Below are 17,197 nucleotides of genomic sequence, written 5' to 3' on the forward strand. Positions count from 1 at the left end.
GCCCATGGACGTTCCCCCCTGTCGCGGGGCCCGGGCCGGGGCGGGGGCATCCGGGGGGGGGGCCCGGGGGCGGGGGGGGGGGGCCCGCGGGGGGGCGGGGCGGGGTCGCTGCCGAGAACGAGGTTGAGGTCGTTTCGGGGCGGTTGGCGGCCTCAAGGTTGTGGTCGAGGCGGCGGAAGGTCGTGGTCGGGGTTTCCCGTTCCAGGGGTCCTGGTGCTGCGCGGGCGGTGGGTCGATGGGTGGTGTGCGGTGTCTGCGGGGTGCCGTCGAGTCGTCAAGGCGTCGACTGTGCAGTTCGGGCGGTTGGGACGGGGGTATGAACGACCCGAACTGCACACTCGGCGATCGGCTCGTGCTGGTGGGCGTGTCCGGTCCCGGGTCCCGGGTTGTTGTGGGTCCCGTGGTGTGTCGGTGCCGAGCATGCGGGTAGCGTCGGTTTTCGGGGGGATCAGGACGCGAACCGCATGGTCGTGCGGCGGTAGCCGCATGTTCGGCTCGTGCTGGGTGCTGGGTGCTGGGTGCTGGGTGCTGGGTGCTGGTCCGTGGGATGCGGGTGTCGGGTATGGGCGGGTGATGTTGGTGGTTGTCCACAGCCTGGGACGAGGGGTTCCGGTGGGGTGGTTTGACCCGTTAGGTTCCTGGGGAGGTAGGGGGCGGTGTGGCCCTGTGCCGGGTACCTACCGAGGGGGCAGGGATGGGTTCGCAGGGGTTGGTCGGGCGGGGCAGGCGGTGTGCCGCACGGGTCGTCGGCGGGGAGCGGCCGGGAAGCGGTCCCGTCTCTGGTACAAGTGCACGACGGCGCAGGGGTGCGCTGGTACTGGTGGTGGGCACGGTGCTCGTGGGCGTGTTGGTGGGGTGTGCGCCGACGGAGCCGGTGGTCGAGTCTCCGTCACCGGTGGTGAGCGGGGAGCAGAGTCCGACGCCTGTTCCGACCCCGACGCCGACGGGCCCGGTCAAGCCTGAGCGGCCGGCTGACATGGACCGCACCGATGGGGTCGGGGCTGCTGCGGCGGCGACGTACTTCCTGGAGCTGTATCCGTACGTCAAGGGGACCGGCGATCTTGAGGAGTGGAACGCTCTTTCGTTCCCGGAGGAATGCGAGTTCTGCGTGAATCTCGCGAAGTCAGCTACGGACCTGAGGTCCACTGGCCAGACCTTCGTGGGTGGGGGAGTTGAGGCCGAGGTGTCCAAGGCCTATGAGTTCGACACGCTCTACGGCGCCTACCCACTGGATGTTGCTGTCCGGCAGGCGGAGCTTCAGATCCTGGCCAAGGACGGGAATGTGGTAAGCGCCGAGCCAGAGTCTTCGACCACCCTGCGAGTTGTGGTCATCCACGACGGGACGGCATGGCGCCTGATGGATGTTGGAGAGACGAGCGCCTCGTGAAGTACGCCCTAGTCTTCGGTGCCATGATCGCGTTATCTGGTGTGGCGGCTTATACGGAGGCCGATCCAACGCCTCCGCGGGGCGGCGGTATAGCCGGTGAAGCGAAGGGAAGCGTTATCGACGTCAAGGCAATCGACGTCTCGGCCGACGGGTCGGTGCATCGGCCGCGGAATGCGGATGGTTCGCCGGCGTCGGTGGAGTTTCGGCGGATGCCCGCGTCGATCTGTTTCACGCAGGACTTCCCCACGACCAAGGGGCGGGTGGGGGCGTGTGGGCCAGGGGAGCGGGAGGGGGCGTTGGTCGTGGCGTGCGAGGCAGGGCAGGTGGCGTTGGACCCGATCTTCAAGCAGACCTGGGTCAACAACCCGGACGGCACGATCAGCAACCTGTCCCGGTGGGAGCTGCAGAACCCGGCCAGTCCTGGCGACTGCCTGGCCGCCGTGGACCTGGCGCCCCTGGCCGAGGCCGAGTTCCAGCGCCTGACGATCGCCCCGTCTCCCGTGATGATCCAGCCGCCGGACGGGTGGACCCTGGTCAACGTCGACACGATCACCTACACCAGCCCCGCGCCCCAGACGTTCACGACCACGCTGCTGGGCATTCCTGTCACGATCGAGGCCACTCCTCACACCTTCACCTGGGACTACGACGACGGCACGACGCCGGTGACGACCTCGGACCCCGGTCAGGCCTATCCGCGTCACACCGTCGCGCACGTGTACGAGGAAGAGGCGGTCGCGACCATCAGCTTGGCCACGACCTGGCACGGGCGCTTCCAGATCACCGGCACCGCCACCTGGACCTCCATCACCGGCACCGCCACGACCACCACCACCGCCCCACCTCTGACCATCCACGAAGCCCGCTCCCGCCTCGTCAGCGAACCCCTCGACTGAACAAGGTGCTGCTCGTTGTCGCCCGGTCACACCCACGAGTGACAACCAGCAGCAGCTCGGTGCCAGCCCGCGACCAGCCAGCCAGCCGGTCAGCGACCCAGCCGCCGGAGGGAGTGCCATGAACGCCGTCGGTTCGACGCCGGCAGCCCGCGCGAGGAACACTGAGGCGACCGCGCGGTGCGGGCCCCGGCCCGGACCGCGCGGTGCGGGCCCCGGCCTTGATGTGTGACGCAACGGGATCCGGACGGCGACGTTCGTTCGGGACGGACGACCGGGCCGACCGGACGACCGGGCCGACCGGACGACCGGGCCGACCCGACGACCGGGCAGACCGGACGACCGGGCCGACCCGACGACCGGGCAGACCGGACGACCGGGCAGACCGGACGACCGGGCACATCGAGCGGATCGACAGGACGACGGCAGACGTGGAGGACGAGGCATGGGTAGGACGTTGATCGTCGAGGCCGACGGCGGATCGCGCGGCAACCCCGGACCTGCGGGTTACGGCGCACTCGTGCGCGACGCCGCGACGGGGACGGTGTTGGCCGAACGCGCTCGATACCTCGGCGTCGTGTCGAACAACGTCGCCGAGTACTCGGGGCTCGTCGCGGGGCTCGACGCCGCGCGGTCGATCGACCCCGAGGCGCGGGTGCTCGTCCGCATGGACTCCAAGCTCGTCGTCGAGCAGATGTCGGGGCGCTGGAAGATCAAGCACGAGGACATGCGCCGGCTCGCGGCCGAGGCGGCGCAGGTGCTGCCGCCGTCACAGGTCACCTACGAGTGGGTGCCTCGTGCCGACAACTCCGCGGCCGACGCGCTTGCCAACGAGGCGATGGACACGGGCGGGGAGATCGCCCGAGACTTCCCGGAGCCACGCAGCGACGAGGAGAGAACAGCCGTCGGCGGTGCCCCGGGTGACGCCGCCCCGGGTGACACCGCCACGGGCCTCCGCGGCGCCAACAGCGCCGGCAGGTCCGACAGCCCCGACAGCCCCGCCGAAGGCCGCCCTGCTCCGGCCCCGAGTGCCGTCGCGTTCGACACACCCACCCGCCCCTCGGGTGCCCGTGCCCGGTTCGACGGCGCCGAGCCGTTGACCGTCGTCCTGGTCCGGCACGGCCAGACGCCGCTCACGGTCGCCGGTGCCTACTCGGGCTCCTCGGTTCCCGGCCCGTCGCTCACCGCCCGGGGCCGGGTGCAGGCTGCCCAGGCGGCCGACCTGGTCTATCGCATCGGCCGGGACCGCTGGACCGACGTGCCGAAGCCGACCGAGATCGTCGCGTCGCCCATGGTCCGTGCGCAGGAGACCGCGCGGGCGGTGAGCCGCCGCCTGGGCCTGCACGTCGGCACCGACGAGCGCTTCGCCGAGGTCCACTTCGGGGAGTGGGAGGGGCTGACGGCCGACCAGATCGGCGAGCGCTGGGTCGGGCATCCCGAGCAGTGGCTGGTCTCGGGCACCGAGGCCGCCCCGGGCGGGGAGTCGATGGCCGACGTCGGCGACCGGGTCTGGGCCGGGCTGCAGGACCTTCTCGCGCAGGGCACCGGCCGGACCGTCGTCGTGGTGGGTCATGCTGTGCAGGTGCGTGCCGCCGTCGGGCGAGCGATCGAGGCGCCGCCCTCGCGCTGGGCGGGCTTTCGCGTGCCGCCGGGGTCGGTGAGCATCGTGCGGCTGTGGGCCGACGGGGCGACCGAGCTGACCGTCGTCGGGTGCCCGAGCGAGCCCTGAGCCCGCCGCTCACCGGTGCCCCCACGTGCCGAGAACGACCTTGTGGTCGCCAGGAGGTCCCAGACGACCTCCATCTCGTTCTCGACCGCCGGGCTTCGAGGGAGCGTCAGGAGACGACGAGCTCCAGCGTCGACGCACCGCGCGCCCCGGGCAGCAGCGTCGCGTCGAGCAGCGCGGTCCCGACCAGCTCGTACGCGGCCTTGAGCAGCTCCTCGGCCGTGTGCACCGGCTCGGCGCGTGCCAGGAGGTGTCCGGTGAGGACGCCGCGCGTGTGCTTGGCGTTGTGGGAGACCACGCTGCGTCTGCCGTCGAGCTCGCGCAGCACGCGCACCGCGACGTGCTCGGCCCCGGCGGGCACCTTCCACGCGGCCGCGTAGGGCGCCGAGCGGCAGTCGATCACGACGTCACCGGTCGCCCGTACGTCCAGGGCCGCGGCAAGGTGCGGTCGCCACGACGGGGCGAGCGCCCCGAGCGGCGGGAGCTTGGTGCCCATCGACAGCCGGTAGGCGGGGACGGCGTCGGTGGGGGAGAGCGCGCCCCACAGCGCCGACACGATCCGTACCGAGTCCTCGGCTCGGGCCGCCGCGGCCGGCGGCAGGTCGGCCAGGCCGGCGGCGGCGTACAGCACCCCGCTGTAGACCTCCGCGGCGGGAGCGGTCGGTGCCGTGGCCAGCGACACGTTGCGCGCCACCTCGTCGGCGAGCCCGCTGCCGACCCCCAGGACGTCGAGCGCGTCACGTCGCCTGCTCGCGGCGACGAGCGCGTTGAGCACGGCCTTGCGGTGCTGGGTGAGCGACGGCGAGCTGAGGGACGCGAGGTCGAGGGGAGCGCCGTCGTCGGGCACGGACTTTCCCTCGGAGGGCGGCAGGAGCAGAAGCACACCGCCACTCTAGGGCGGGCGCGGCGGCCGTCCGGCCCGTCTCCCGCGTGGCGATGGTCACCCGTGGCGCGCCCCGAGCCGCGGCACTAGGTTGTGCCGCATGGTCCAGGTCAAGATCTACGGCACCCGCACGGTCTGGGAGATGAAGCGCGAGGACATCTCCGACGCGATCCATCGGGCGGTCGTCGGCGCCTGGGGGCTGCCCGAGGGCAAGCGGTTCCACCGCTTCCTCCTCATGGAGGACGGCGACCTGGTCGCGCCGCAGCGCAGCGACGCGTACCTCGTGATCGAGGTCGTGTGCTTCACGGGCCGATCGCGCGAGGCCAAGCGGGCGCTCATCGCCGCGATGTTCGACGACGTCGCACCTTTCCTGGGGCTGGCGGCGGACGACCTCGAGGTCGTCATCCTGGAGAGCCCGCCCGAGAGCTGGGGCATCCGCGGCAGGAGCGGCGACGAGCTCGCGCTGGGCTACCGCGTGGACGTGTAGGCTGCGGGAGCGGATGAGTCGGTCAGACGGCCGCGTCGGCGCCCTCGTGGCGTCGCCGAGGAACGTCCGGGCTCCACAGGGCAAGGTGGTGGGTAACGCCCACCCGGGGTGACCCGCGGGACAGTGCCACAGAGAACAGACCGCCTCCCACGACTCCGGTCGTGGGCGGTAAGGGTGAAACGGTGGTGTAAGAGACCACCAGCGGGCCAGGTGACTGGTCCGGCTAGGTAAACCCCACCTGGAGCAAGGTCAGACAGACTGTGTTGGAGGGCGGCCCGCCCGATTCTCTGGTGAGAAGCACAGTCGGGTAGACCGCTGGAGGCGTGCGGCAACGTACGTCGTAGATGGATGGCCGTCACCCGCGCGGGGGCAACCGCGCGCGGGGACAGAACCCGGCGTACCGACCGACTCATCCGCCCTCACCCTTCGGGCACCCCTGTCGCCCTCCCCGCCCCCTGCGTAGGCTGGCGGGATGAGGATCGTCGAGTGCTTGGCTCCCCTCGTGGGGCAGTGGCAGGGCGTCCACCGGCAGCGCCTTCTCCCGACCGACGAGTTCGTCGCGTCGGCCGCGACCGCGTCGGTCACGGTCACGGCGCGCGAGTACGTCTCGCTCGCCTACACGTGGTCCGACGGCGACGCGCCTCAGGAGGGGCTCCTCCTCCTGAGCGGCGGATCGGGCGAGGAGGGGGTGTCGGCGGTGTGGCTCGACTCGTGGCACTCGTCACCCGCGTGGATGCTCTTCGACGGGACGGTGGGCGACGACGGCGTCGTGCGGCTCACGGGGAGCTACGCGGCACCGGAGGGCCCCGACTGGGGCTGGCAGATCTTCGTCGCACCGGTCGAGGGCGGCGGCGGGCGCATGACCATGCTCAACCTGGTGCCGGGCGAGGCCGCGTACGAGGCGGTCGAGGCGGTCTACGACCACCGGCTCTGAACGCCGCGACCGACTACTCGCCGCCCGCCCGCGCCCGCCGCATCAGCCCGAGCGGCAACGCGACCCACAGCAGCGTGAACAGCACGAGCGCGCCGACCGCCGCGATCACCGCGGCCGTCCACCCGACGACGACGTCGAAGATCAGCAGCACCGTGCCCGTGACGACGAGGGCGAGGACCACGAGCCCTACTCGCGCCAACCGGTCAGCCGACGTCACGAGCCGCGCCTTGAGGTGCTTGCGGAACAGCATGCGGTGCAGCGACACGGGTGCCACGAGCAGCCCGGTCGCGATGACGGAGAGCACCACGAGGCACAGGTAGACGTTGCGCTGCGCGGTGTCCAGCTCCCCGAACCGCTGCTGGAAGGGCAGGGTCAGCAGGAAGCCGGTGAGGATCTGCACGCCCATCTGCGTGACGCGCAGCTCCTGGAGGAGCTCGGCCCAGTTCCGGTCGGCCCGCTCGTCCTGCGACTCGTCGCGCGAGTCCCGCGAGTCGCCCGAGCGTCCGGTCGCCCGTTCGTCGGCCCGCGACCCGGGAGGAGAGCCGGCGTGCCTGGCCTCGTGGTCCACCCGTGCCCCGCTCAGTGGTTCCGCAGTGCGGAGATGAGCTCGCCCTTGCGCATGGTCGAGCGGCCCTCGATGCCGACCTCGCGGGCGCGCTGCCGCAGCTCTGCGACGCTCCACTCCTCGTAGGCCGGCGACGAGCCGCCCTTGGCCCCGACCTCGCTCCGGGACGACGCCGCGGCCGCGTTCGCGATCCGCGCCGACTTCTCCTTCGAGTTCCCCTCGTCGCGCAGCGACTCGTACAGCTCCTTGTCCTTGACGGACGGGCCGGGGTCTCGCCTGGGCATGGTGACCACCTCTCGGGTCGTGTCTCGGCAGGTGGTCCGACCGTACGACGGCGTCGCGCCACTCGCGCGAGAAAGCGCGCTCAGGTGGTGCAGACCCGGTCGAAGTACCACGAGCACGAGGAGGATTCGCCCTAAAATGCACCTGATGACCGCCGCAGGTAAAGCAATCCCCAGAATGCTGTCATGCGGGCGCCTGTTGGGGGTACCCTTGCTCTGTTGGCGGCACTGCGGGCGTCGGGTGCCGAGAACGCGACGAGCGGGGGCTCACGTCATGAGTGCGAGCAGGACAACGACGACAGGCGGGATCACGCTCTTCGAGCAGCCCGACACGAGCGTGGTGGACATGTGGGGCGAGATCGACGTCGCCCTTCGGAGCGAGGCGAGTGCGGCCTTGGCGAACGCCCTGGACCGCGACGTCCCCGTGGTGATCGACACCTCGAAGGTGACGTTCATGGACTCGACCGGGATCGCGTTCCTGGTGCAGTTCTACACGATCGGCAGCGAGGAAGGCCTCCAGGTGAGCCTGCGCAACCCGCCGACCGTCGTGACCGACGTCCTGGAGATGCTGGGCGTGATCGACATCTTCCCGTCGCTGCCGCACCACCAGATCGAGCATCCGGTCGAGGACAGGCATCCCAGCGCGGTCTGAGCCCGGACGACCGGTCGGCCTGACCCGCCGCTGCGGGCCAGGCCGAGCCCGGCCCGCGCGCGACGACGACTACGTGAGCCCGGCCCCTTCGGCGGCCAGCGCCGCGGCCCCGACGATCCCGGCCGCGTTGCGCAGCTTCGCGGGGATGATCGGTGCCTTGAGGTCGAGCAGCGGCAGGAAGTTCTCGTGGTGCTTGGAGATGCCGCCGCCGACCACGATGAGGTCGGGCGAGAACAGCATCTCGACGACGTCGAAGTAGCGCTGGAGCCGCGCGGCCCATTCCTCCCAGGAGAGGTCCTCGCGGCTGCGCGCGGACTCCGCGGCCCGGGACTCGGCGTCGAACCCGTCGATCTCGAGGTGGCCCAGCTCGGTGTTGGGCACGAGGACCCCGTCGACGACGAGCGCGCTGCCGATGCCCGTGCCGAGCGTCGCGAGCAGCACGGTGCCGCGCGCGTCCTTCGCGGCGCCGTAGCGGACCTCGCCGATCCCGGCGGCGTCGGCGTCGTTGACGGCGACGACGTGCCGCCCGGTCTCCTTCTTGATGAGCGCGGGCAGGTCGACGCCCTTCCACGACTTGTCGAGGTTCGCGATGAACCCGATCACGCCGTGGCGGATGGGCCCGGGGAACGCGACCCCGATGGGGACGTCGTGGGGCAGGTCGTACTCGTCGACGAGCTCGGCGATGACCGTGGCGACGGCCTCGGGCGTCGAGGGCTGCGGCGTCGGGATGCGGTGGCGCTCCTGGGCGAACTCGCCCGTCGAGAGGTCGACCGGCGCGCCCTTGATGCCGCTGCCGCCGACGTCGATCCCGAACGCGAGGCCGTGGTGGTGGTGTGAGTGCTTGCTCATGGCAGGGTCAGGATCTCCGCTCCGTCTTCGGTGACGACCAGGGTGTGCTCGAACTGGGCGGTCAGTGACCGGTCCGCGGTGACTACGGTCCACCCGTCGTCCCACATCTGCCACTCGGGGCCGCCCAGCGTCAGCATGGGTTCGATGGTGAAGACCATCCCTGGTTCGATGATGGTGTCGTGGTCGGGGGCCGCGTCGTAGTGCGGGATGACGAGGCCCGAGTGGAAGGCCTCCCCGACGCCGTGACCGGTGTACTCGCGCACCACGCCGTACCCGTGGCGGTGCGCGTACTTCTCGATGACGCGGCCCAGGACGTTGACCTCGCGCCCGGGTCGCACGGCCTTGATGGCGCGGTCGAGGGACTCGCGCGTGCGCTGGACGAGCAGCGCGGCCTCCTCGCTGATCTCGCCGACCGCGAAGGTCGCGTTGTTGTCGCCGTGGACGCCTCCGATGTACGCGGTGATGTCGACGTTGACGATGTCGCCCTCGACCATCTCGGTCGAGTCGGGGATCCCGTGGCACACGACCTCGTTGAGGGACGTGCACAACGACTTGGGGAACCCGCGATAGCCGAGCGTCGACGGGTAGGCGCCGTGGTCGAGGAGGAACTCGTGCCCGATCCGGTCGAGCTCGTCGGTGGTCACCCCGGGGGCGACGTGCATCCCCACCTCGGCGAGGGCCTGGGCGGCGATGCGGCTCGCGACCCGGATCCGCTCGATCGTCTCGGGGGCCACGACGTCGTCGCCCGTGAAGGGCTGCGGGCCGGGCCGTCCGACGTACTCGGGCCGCGCGATCGAGCGCGGCACGGCGCGTGGCGGTGAGACCGTCCCGGGGACCAGAGGTCCGCGCGGGGCGGTCAGGACGGGTGAACCGGGCATCCCGCCAGTCTACGGAGGTGAGCGCCGCCGAGACGTCCATCGGCCCCGCGCGCGTCCGCCGTCGCGCGCGGGGGCGCGTGGGTACGGCAGGATCGTCCTATGACCAAGGAACGATTCTCCGACGACGGTGACCCGGCGAGCGAAGACCAGTACTACTTCGACACGCGCACGGGCGAGGTGTCGAAGGGCCCGCAGTCGACGTGGTCGTCGCGCATGGGGCCGTACCCGACGCGTGAGGCGGCGGCCAAGGCGCTCGAGCTCGCTCGTGCCCGCTCCGAGGCGTGGGACGAGGAGGAGCGCGAGCGCGAGCAGGACCGGTGACTCCTCCCACCGGGCGGGCCGGGCGGTGGGTCGCGGTCCTCGCGGTCCTGCTGGCGGGCCTGACGGTGGGCTGGTTGTCGTGGCTCGCGTTCGGCAGCGGCGACGCCCGGTCGGGCTCGTCGGCGAGCCCGACGGCGGCGCTCACCCCGGGTCCGCCCGGCAGGTCGTCGCCGCCCGCCCAGGCGGTGCCCGGGGGACCACCGGCCGCGTCGACGGCACCAGGCGGTACCCCGCTCGCCGGCCTCACGGTCGCGCTCGACCCGGGGCACAACGGCGCGAACGCGACCGCCCCGCGCCAGGTCGGGGCTCCGGTCCCGGACGGGCGGGGCGGGACCAAGGCGTGCAACACGACGGGGACGTCGACCGACGACGGCTACCCGGAGCACGCGTTCGCGTGGGACGTCGCGGCACGCACGGCCGCCTCGCTCGAGGCGTCGGGGGCTCGCGTCGTGCTGACGCGGCCCGACGACGAGGGCGTGGGCCCGTGCGTCGACGTGCGCGGTGCGTTCGCCCAGGAGGCGGGGGCCGACGTCCTGGTGTCGGTGCACGCCAACGGTACGGAGGACCGGTCGGTCCGGGGGTTCTTCGTGATCGTCGCGGACCCGCCGCCCGTGGTCGAGCAGGACCCCGCGGCGCGGGAGGCGAACGCCGCCGAGAGCGACGCCCTGGCCGGTGACATGGTCGAGGCGTTGGTCGCCGCGGGCTTCGCGCCCTCGCCGCTCTTCCCGGACGGGGTCTCGCGGCGTGCAGACCTCGCGACGCTCAATCTCGCGGAGCGTCCGGCGGTGCTGCTCGAGCTGGGGGAGATGCGCAACGCCGAGGAAGCGGCGGTCATGACGAGCGACGAGGGGCGTCAGCGGTACGCGGACGCGGTCGCCGCGGGACTCGTCGCGTGGTTCGCGGGCGCGCCCCCGTAGGGCGAGCGCCTCACGACCTGTGCCCGACGACGCCACGCGCCCGGGTGCACCGGGGCACCCGGGCGCCAGACGCCGTCGGGCGAGGGGGCTACTTCTCGAAGCTGTGCGCGGCGTCCGGGAACGTCCCGCCCTTGACCTCGGCCGCGTAGTCCTGCGCGGCCCGGCCCAGTGCCTCGCCGATCTCGGCGAAGCGCTTGGCGAAGCGCGGCGACCACTCGGTCATGCCCGCGAGGTCGGTCCAGACGAGGACCTGGCCGTCGCAGTCAGGGCCGGCGCCGATGCCGATCGTCGGGATGCGCACGATCTCGGTGACGCGCGCGGCGACCTCGACCGGGACCATCTCCAGGACGAGGGCCACCGCCCCGGCGTCCGTGACCGCGAGGGCGTCCTCGCACAGGATCTCCGCGGCCTCGTCCCCGCGGCCCTGCACACGCGGCCCGCCCAGGATGTTCTCCGACTGTGGCGTGAAGCCCAGGTGCGCGACGACGGGGATGCCCGCGTCGGTCAGCGCACGGATCTGCGCGGCCGAGCGGCGCCCGCCCTCGAGCTTGACCGCGTGCGCACCGGTCTCCTTCATGATGCGCACGCCGGTCGCGAGGGCCTGCTCGGGCCCGGCCTCGTACGACCCGAACGGCAGGTCGACGATCACGAGGGCACGACGGGCGGCCCGGGCGACGCCGCGCGCGGCCGGGATCATGTCGTCGACCGTGACGGGCAGCGTGGTCTGGTGACCGTGCATCGTGTTCCCGATCGAGTCCCCGACGAGGAGCATGTCGATGCCTGCCTCGTCGAAGATGCGGGCGGTCACCGCGTCGTACGCGGTGAGCATGGTCAGCTTCTCGTGCCGCGCCTTGGCCTCCGCGAGGTGGTGGACGCGGAAGCGCTTGACGGGCGTGGCCGGGGTCTGGCCGGGCTGGGTGTGTGCGGACATGCTCTCGTCTCTCCAGGTCGTGCGGCCCGTCGATGCTCGGCGGGCCGGTCGTTCGGGAAGCGGATGGGTGGCGTGCGGCGGGCGTGGCAGGCCCGGTCGGAGCTACTCGACCGGCTCGCGCCAGCGGGACGTGACGGGCAGGCGGCGGTCGCGACCGAAGGCCAGCGACGTGACCTTGGGGCCGAGGGGGTACTGGCGGCGCTTCCACTCGGCGCGGTCGACGAGCGTCACGACCTTGTCCACGACCTCCGGGTCGAACCCGCGCGCGAGCAGCTCGGCGCGCCCCTCGGCGTGCTCGATGTACGCGTCGAGGACCTCGTCGAGCAGGTCGTAGGGCGGCAGGGAGTCCTGGTCGGTCTGGCCGGGGCGCAGCTCGGCCGAGGGCGGCTTGGTGATCGAGGACTCGGGGATCGGGGGGAGGTCGCCCGCGTCGAGCGCGGCGTTGTTGCGCCAGCGGGCGAGGGCCCACACACGCGACTTGTCGACGTCCTTGAGCGGGGCGTACCCGCCGATGCTGCCCGCGTCGTAGATCGTCGCGTACCCGACGGCGAGCTCGGACTTGTTGCCCGGCGCGATGACGAGGTGGCCCTCGCGGTTGGAGATCCCCATGAGGACCACGCCGCGCACGCGCGCCTGGAGGTTCTCCTCGGCGACGCCCTCGAGCGCGAGCTCGCCCTGGAAGGCGTCGACCATGGGGGCGATGGGCTGCACGCGGTAGTCGGCGCCGAGCCGCTTGGCGAGGTCGGCGGCATCGTCCTTGCTGTGCTCCGAGGAGTACGTCGAGGGCATCGAGACGCCCACGACGTTCTGCCCGCCGATCGCGTCGGCCGCGATCGTCGCGGACAGCGCCGAGTCGATCCCGCCCGACAGCCCCAGGACGATCGACCGGAAGCCGTTCTTGCGCACGTAGCCGGCCAGGCCCGTGACGCACGCCCGGTACACCTCCTCGTCGGGGTGCAGCGGGGGAGCGACGCGGCCCGTGGGGTAGGTGGTCGTCGCCGCCCCGGCTCCCGCCGGAGCGGAGGTCCGCTCGGGCAGGTCCCAGACGAGCAGGTCTTCGACGAACTGCGGCGCCGAGGTGAGCACCGCCCCGTCGGGCCCGACGACGAACGAGCCCCCGTCGAACACCAGGTCGTCCTGGCCGCCGACCATGTTGACGTAGGCGACCGGGGCGCCCGTCTCGCGCGCCCTTCGCGCGGCGAGGTCGGTGCGGACGTGCCCCTTGCCCTCCTCGTAGGGCGAGCCGTTGAGCACGAGGAGCAGGTCGATCCCGTGCCCGGCCTCGTCGAGGCCGCCGAGCGTCGCGACGGGGCCGCCGTCCTGCCAGATGTCCTCGCAGATCACGATGCCCACCGAGCGGCCCGCGATCTCCAGGACGAGGGGCTCGGTGCCGGGCGCGAAGATGCGGAACTCGTCGAACACGCCGTAGTTCGGCAGGTGGTGCTTGTCGTAGGACGCGACGACCTTCCCGTGCTGGATCGCGACCGCACGGTTGGTCGGGAGGTCGGCGGGCGACCCCGACGCAGCACGCTCGGCGGCGCCCGCACCGCGCGGGAGCGCGGTCTCGGAGGTGCCCACGGTGCCCAGGACGACCGTCACGTGACCGAGGCCCTCACGCTCGAGCTGGGTGGCGACGTCGGCCGCCGCGTCCCAGGCCGCGCGGCGGAACGAGGCCCGCAGCGCGAGGTCCTCGATCGGGTAGCCCGTGAGGGTCATCTCGGGGAAGGCCACGAGGTCGGCGCCCGCGCCGGCCGCCCGCCTGGTCCACTCGAGGATCGCCGCCGTGTTCTGGTCGATCGCTCCCACGCACGTGTCGATCTGTGCGAGGGCGATCCGCAGGTCTGCCATGCCCGCCAGCCTATGCGAACCCGCCGGTCAGGTGCCCACCCGCCCCCGACCGGTGCCTCGCCGTGGCAGGCTGGTGACACGTCGGCCGCGTCAGGACGCGACGTAACCCGCTCGTCACACTCTTCAGGCAGGATGTAGCCCATGGACAGGCAGCAGGAGTTCGTGCTCCGCACGGTCGAGGAGCGCGACATCCGCTTCATCCGTCTCTGGTTCACCGACGTGCTGGGGATGCTCAAGTCGGTCGCCGTGGCTCCCGCGGAGCTCGAGTCCGCGTTCGCGGAGGGCATCGGCTTCGACGGCAGCTCGATCGAGGGCCTCACTCGTGTCTACGAGGCCGACATGATCGCGCGCCCCGACCCCACCACGTTCCAGGTGCTCCCGTGGCGCGGGGAGCGGCACGGGACCGCGAGGATGTTCTGCGACATCCTCACCCCGGACGGCGAGCCCTCGCTCGCGGACTCGCGCAACGTGCTCAAGCGCGCGCTCGCGAAGGCGAGCGACAAGGGCTTCACGTTCTACACGCACCCCGAGGTCGAGTTCTACCTCTTCAACCACCCGGCCGACGCCTCGGCGCCGCTCGTGCCGGTCGACCAGGGCGGGTACTTCGACCACCTGGCCCGGGGATCGACGCACGACTTCCGACGCGCCGCGATCACGATGCTCGAGTCGATGGGCATCTCGGTCGAGTTCTCCCACCACGAGGCGGGCCCCGGCCAGAACGAGATCGACCTGCGCTACGCCGACGCCCTGACGACGGCCGACAACCTCATGACGTTCCGCACGGTCGTCAAGGAGGTCGCCCTGGAGCAGGGGGTCTTCGCGTCGTTCATGCCCAAGCCCATGGCGGACCAGCCCGGCTCCGGGATGCACACGCACCTGTCCCTGTTCGAGGGTGACCGCAACGCGTTCCACGAGCCCGGCGCGCAGTTCGAGCTGTCGAAGACGGCGCGCTCGTTCATCGCGGGCCTGCTGGTCCACGCGGCGGAGATCACCGCGATCACGAACCAGTACGTCAACTCGTACAAGCGCCTGTGGGGCGGGGCCGAGGCCCCGAGCTACGTGTGCTGGGGCCACAACAACCGCTCGGCGCTCGTGCGCGTGCCCATGTACAAGCCGGGCAAGGGCAACTCGAGCCGCATCGAGTACCGCGCGCTCGACTCCGCGACCAACCCGTACCTCGCGTACGCGGTGATCCTCGCGGCGGGCCTCAAGGGCATCGAGGAGGGCTACGAGCTGCCCGAGGCGACCGAGGACGACGTGTGGGAGCTCACCGACGCCGAGCGCCGCGCGCTCGGCATCAAGCCGCTGCCGCAGTCGCTCGACGCCGCGATCCAGATCATGGAGACGTCCGAGCTCGTCGCCGAGACCCTGGGCGAGCACGTGTTCGACTTCGTGCTGCGCAACAAGCGCCAGGAGTGGGACGCCTACCGGTCGCAGGTCACGCCGTTCGAGCTGAAGCGGTTCCTCCAGGTCCTGTGAGCCAGTCCTCCCGTCGGTCGGTCGGGTCCCGGTGGTCGTCATGACCTCGGGGCCCGACGACGTCACGCCCCTCGGGCGCGTCGGCGCACCCCACGGGTCGCGCCGCCCCACCCTGACCTCGCGCCTGCGCCGACTCGGGTTCGCCGACGTGACCCGCTCGGCGTCGCTGCTCGACGACAAGGACCTCGTGGGCGTCCTCGGGCCGTTGCCCGAGGACGTGCTGGTCGCGCTCGGCGCGACCGCGGACCCTGACCTGGCCCTGCTCCAGCTCGCGCGGCTGTCGACCGCAGCGGCCGGGGACGAGGCGTCGTGCCGGACGTTCCGCGACCTGCTGTCGGGGACAGGGGAGCGTGCGGCGACGGAGGCCGCCTCCGTCGAGGACGGGGGCACGGGCGCCGGTGAGCCCGGCACCTCCAGCCTCAAGGACGCCCCGGTCACCTCGGGCCGCGACCGCCTGCTCGCGGTGCTCGGCGCGTCGGTCGCTCTCGGCGACGAGCTCGTGTCCCACCCGGACCTGCTGGCCGTCGTCGCCGACCCGGCGTCCGGGACGGGCGTCGACGCGGGCGCCGTCCGGGCCGAGCTGCTGCGCGCGGTCGACGCGGACCCCGAGGCCCACCAGCCCGTCGCAGCGCTGCCGGCGCCTGTCGCGACCGACGCCATGCGCCGCGCCTACCGGTCCCGCCTCCTGCGCATCGCCGCGACCGACCTCACGTCGCGCGAACCGCTCACGCGGATGCCTGCCGTGGCGGCGGCGCTCGCGGACCTCGCGGCCGCCGCGCTCGAGGCCTCGCTCGCGATCGGGCGCTCCGAGCTCGACGACCACGGGGCCGGCGTGCGGCTCGCGGTCATGGGCATGGGCAAGTGCGGCGGCCGTGAGCTCAACTACGTCTCGGACGTCGACGTGATCTACGTGGCCGAGCCGGCCGAGGGGTACGACGAGGCCTACGCGACGAGCGTCGGCGCGAAGCTCGCGACGGGGCTCGCACGCGCCTGCCAGGGGACCTCGTCGGAGCCGCCGCTGTGGCCCGTCGACGCGGCGCTGCGCCCCGAGGGCAAGAACGGCCCGCTCGTGCGCACGCTCGCGAGCCACCTCGCGTACTACGAGCGCTGGGCCAAGACGTGGGAGTTCCAGGCGCTGCTCAAGGCGCGCCTGGTCGCGGGCGACCGCGGGCTCGGGGCGGCTTACCACGATGCGATCAACCCGTTCGTGTGGTCGGCCGTGACGCGTGAGAACTTCGTCGAGGACTCCCAGGCGATGCGCCGCCGCGTCGAGGACCACGTGCCCGCCGCAGAGGCGGACCGCCAGCTCAAGCTCGGCAAGGGTGGCCTGCGCGACGTCGAGTTCACGGTCCAGCTCCTGCAGCTCGTGCACGGGCGGGCCGACGACTCGATCCGCAGCCCCAGCACCCTCACGGCGCTCGCGGCCCTGGCGGCGGGCGGCTACGTCGGGCGCGAGCACGCGGCGCGCCTCGCGGTCTGCTACCGCTTCCTGCGCTCGCTCGAGCACCGCATCCAGCTCTTCCGGCTGCGCCGCACGCACCTGGTGCCGACGGGCGAGGACGACCTGCGTCGTCTGGCACGGTCGTTGGGCATGCGCGCCGAGGGCGCAGAGGGTCTGCTCGGCCGGTGGCGCTCGACGCGCCGGGAGGTGCGCGCGCTGCACGAGGAGCTGTTCTACCGGCCCCTGCTCCCGGCAACGGCCCAGCTCTCGGCCGAGGAGGCGAGCCTCGCGCCGGAGGCGGCCAAGGCGCGCTTCCAGGCGATCGGCTACCGGGACCCGGCGGGCGCGATGCGGCACGTGCTCGCCCTGACCGAGGGCGTGAGCCGCCGCGCCGCGATCCAGCGCCAGCTCCTGCCGGTCATGCTCGGCTGGTTCGCCGAGGGGGCGGACCCCGACGCGGGGCTGCTCAACTTCCGCAAGCTGTCCGAGGAGCTCGGCTCGACGCACTGGTACCTCAAGCTGCTGCGGGACTCGGGCTCGGCCGCGTACCGGCTCGCGACGCTTCTCTCGAGCTCGCGGTACATGGCCGACGCGCTGTCGCGCTCGCCCGAGTCCGTGGCCTGGCTCGCCGACGACGCCGACCTCGTCCCGCGCGGGGCCGAGCGCCTCGCGAAGGAGGCCGACGCGATCCTCACGCGCGCCGACGTCGCGGCCCCGGCCGCGAC

Annotated in this window: 17 protein-coding genes and 1 other RNA gene; 11 read left to right on the forward strand and 7 right to left on the reverse strand. The window is 72.4% G+C overall.

The features are described 5' to 3' along the window. Nucleotides 1-694: 694 nt before the first annotated feature. The 3 genes from ACFRCR_RS08540 (at nt 695) to ACFRCR_RS08550 (ending at nt 4,009) form a co-directional block, all read left to right on the forward strand. Nucleotides 695-1,387: a DUF6318 family protein gene (locus tag ACFRCR_RS08540; RefSeq protein WP_377676753.1), complete on the forward strand. Its 693-nt coding sequence runs from the start codon at nt 695-697 to the stop codon at nt 1,385-1,387. Further along, nucleotides 1,384-2,283, forward strand: coding sequence for a hypothetical protein (locus ACFRCR_RS08545; protein WP_377676755.1), 900 nt, complete (start codon nt 1,384-1,386; stop codon nt 2,281-2,283). Before ACFRCR_RS08540 ends, ACFRCR_RS08545 begins: the two co-directional genes overlap by 4 nt. 442 nt (nt 2,284-2,725) lie before the next feature. Continuing rightward, nucleotides 2,726-4,009, forward strand: a complete 1,284-nt coding sequence (locus ACFRCR_RS08550; protein ID WP_377676757.1) for a bifunctional RNase H/acid phosphatase — start codon at nt 2,726-2,728, stop codon at nt 4,007-4,009. Between the two features lie 106 nt (nt 4,010-4,115). Here the strand turns inward: ACFRCR_RS08550 and ACFRCR_RS08555 are convergent, their stop codons facing one another. After that, entirely contained in the window at nt 4,116-4,889 is a 774-nt protein-coding gene (locus ACFRCR_RS08555; RefSeq protein ID WP_377676759.1) for a YaaA family protein, read from the reverse strand. Between the two features lie 100 nt (nt 4,890-4,989). Here ACFRCR_RS08555 and ACFRCR_RS08560 point away from each other — a divergent pair, with 100 nt between their 5' ends. The 3 genes from ACFRCR_RS08560 to ACFRCR_RS08570 all read left to right on the forward strand — a co-directional run bounded on the left by ACFRCR_RS08560 (nt 4,990) and on the right by ACFRCR_RS08570 (nt 6,310). Beyond that, nucleotides 4,990-5,376, forward strand: coding sequence for a tautomerase family protein (locus ACFRCR_RS08560; RefSeq protein WP_377676761.1), 387 nt, complete (start codon nt 4,990-4,992; stop codon nt 5,374-5,376). A 14-nt stretch (nt 5,377-5,390) separates the two neighbouring features. Further along, nucleotides 5,391-5,792, forward strand: an RNA gene (gene rnpB, locus ACFRCR_RS08565) — RNase P RNA component class A. 56 nt (nt 5,793-5,848) lie between these two features. Beyond that, the gene (locus ACFRCR_RS08570; RefSeq protein WP_377676763.1) at nt 5,849-6,310 is read left to right on the forward strand and encodes a DUF1579 family protein; all 462 of its coding nucleotides are present in this window, start codon (nt 5,849-5,851) and stop codon (nt 6,308-6,310) included. A 13-nt stretch (nt 6,311-6,323) separates the two neighbouring features. Here ACFRCR_RS08570 and ACFRCR_RS08575 read toward each other — a convergent pair whose 3' ends face one another. Then, on the reverse strand, nt 6,324-6,878 hold the full coding sequence (locus ACFRCR_RS08575) for a DUF6328 family protein (RefSeq protein WP_377676765.1): 555 nt from the start codon (nt 6,876-6,878) through the stop codon (nt 6,324-6,326). 11 nt (nt 6,879-6,889) lie between these two features. Next, complete coding sequence (locus ACFRCR_RS08580) at nt 6,890-7,159, reverse strand: Rho termination factor N-terminal domain-containing protein (protein WP_336706232.1); 270 nt, start codon at nt 7,157-7,159, stop codon at nt 6,890-6,892. Between the two features lie 271 nt (nt 7,160-7,430). On the opposite strand from ACFRCR_RS08580, the gene ACFRCR_RS08585 reads away from it, so the two are divergent. After that, nucleotides 7,431-7,808 carry an STAS domain-containing protein gene (locus ACFRCR_RS08585; protein ID WP_377676767.1) on the forward strand — a complete coding sequence of 126 codons (378 nt, stop codon included), beginning with the start codon at nt 7,431-7,433 and terminating at the stop codon, nt 7,806-7,808. Between the two features lie 69 nt (nt 7,809-7,877). On the opposite strand, the gene ppgK is transcribed toward ACFRCR_RS08585, so the two are convergent. Together ppgK and map are read right to left on the reverse strand one after the other, a co-directional pair. After that, the gene (gene ppgK, locus ACFRCR_RS08590) at nt 7,878-8,657 is read right to left on the reverse strand and encodes a polyphosphate--glucose phosphotransferase (protein WP_377676769.1); all 780 of its coding nucleotides are present in this window, start codon (nt 8,655-8,657) and stop codon (nt 7,878-7,880) included. Continuing rightward, nucleotides 8,654-9,535 carry a type I methionyl aminopeptidase gene (gene map, locus ACFRCR_RS08595; RefSeq protein ID WP_377676770.1) on the reverse strand — a complete coding sequence of 294 codons (882 nt, stop codon included), beginning with the start codon at nt 9,533-9,535 and terminating at the stop codon, nt 8,654-8,656. The genes ppgK and map overlap by 4 nt, the downstream gene beginning before the upstream one ends. A gap of 99 nt (nt 9,536-9,634) precedes the next feature. Here map and ACFRCR_RS08600 point away from each other — a divergent pair, with 99 nt between their 5' ends. Together ACFRCR_RS08600 and ACFRCR_RS08605 are read left to right on the forward strand one after the other, a co-directional pair. Next, entirely contained in the window at nt 9,635-9,856 is a 222-nt protein-coding gene (locus ACFRCR_RS08600; RefSeq protein WP_377676772.1) for an SPOR domain-containing protein, read from the forward strand. After that, the gene (locus ACFRCR_RS08605; RefSeq protein WP_377676774.1) at nt 9,853-10,773 is read left to right on the forward strand and encodes an N-acetylmuramoyl-L-alanine amidase; all 921 of its coding nucleotides are present in this window, start codon (nt 9,853-9,855) and stop codon (nt 10,771-10,773) included. The genes ACFRCR_RS08600 and ACFRCR_RS08605 overlap by 4 nt, the downstream gene beginning before the upstream one ends. Nucleotides 10,774-10,861: 88 nt before the next feature. Here the strand turns inward: ACFRCR_RS08605 and panB are convergent, their stop codons facing one another. Together panB and ACFRCR_RS08615 are read right to left on the reverse strand one after the other, a co-directional pair. Next, nucleotides 10,862-11,704 (reverse strand): 3-methyl-2-oxobutanoate hydroxymethyltransferase, encoded by an 843-nt coding sequence (panB, locus tag ACFRCR_RS08610; RefSeq protein WP_138824168.1) that lies wholly within the window; start codon nt 11,702-11,704, stop codon nt 10,862-10,864. A gap of 102 nt (nt 11,705-11,806) precedes the next feature. Continuing rightward, nucleotides 11,807-13,552 (reverse strand): NAD+ synthase, encoded by a 1,746-nt coding sequence (locus tag ACFRCR_RS08615; protein ID WP_377676777.1) that lies wholly within the window; start codon nt 13,550-13,552, stop codon nt 11,807-11,809. A gap of 141 nt (nt 13,553-13,693) precedes the next feature. On the opposite strand from ACFRCR_RS08615, the gene ACFRCR_RS08620 reads away from it, so the two are divergent. Together ACFRCR_RS08620 and ACFRCR_RS08625 are read left to right on the forward strand one after the other, a co-directional pair. Further along, complete coding sequence (locus ACFRCR_RS08620) at nt 13,694-15,031, forward strand: glutamine synthetase family protein (RefSeq protein WP_138824170.1); 1,338 nt, start codon at nt 13,694-13,696, stop codon at nt 15,029-15,031. Nucleotides 15,032-15,071: 40 nt separating this feature from the next. Next, nucleotides 15,072-17,197: bifunctional [glutamine synthetase] adenylyltransferase/[glutamine synthetase]-adenylyl-L-tyrosine phosphorylase (locus ACFRCR_RS08625; protein ID WP_377676779.1), on the forward strand; the 2,126-nt coding region annotated here is incomplete at its 3' end.

Source organism: Oerskovia sp. NPDC056781 (assembly GCF_042789955.1).
GTDB lineage: Bacteria > Actinomycetota > Actinomycetes > Actinomycetales > Cellulomonadaceae > Oerskovia > Oerskovia rustica.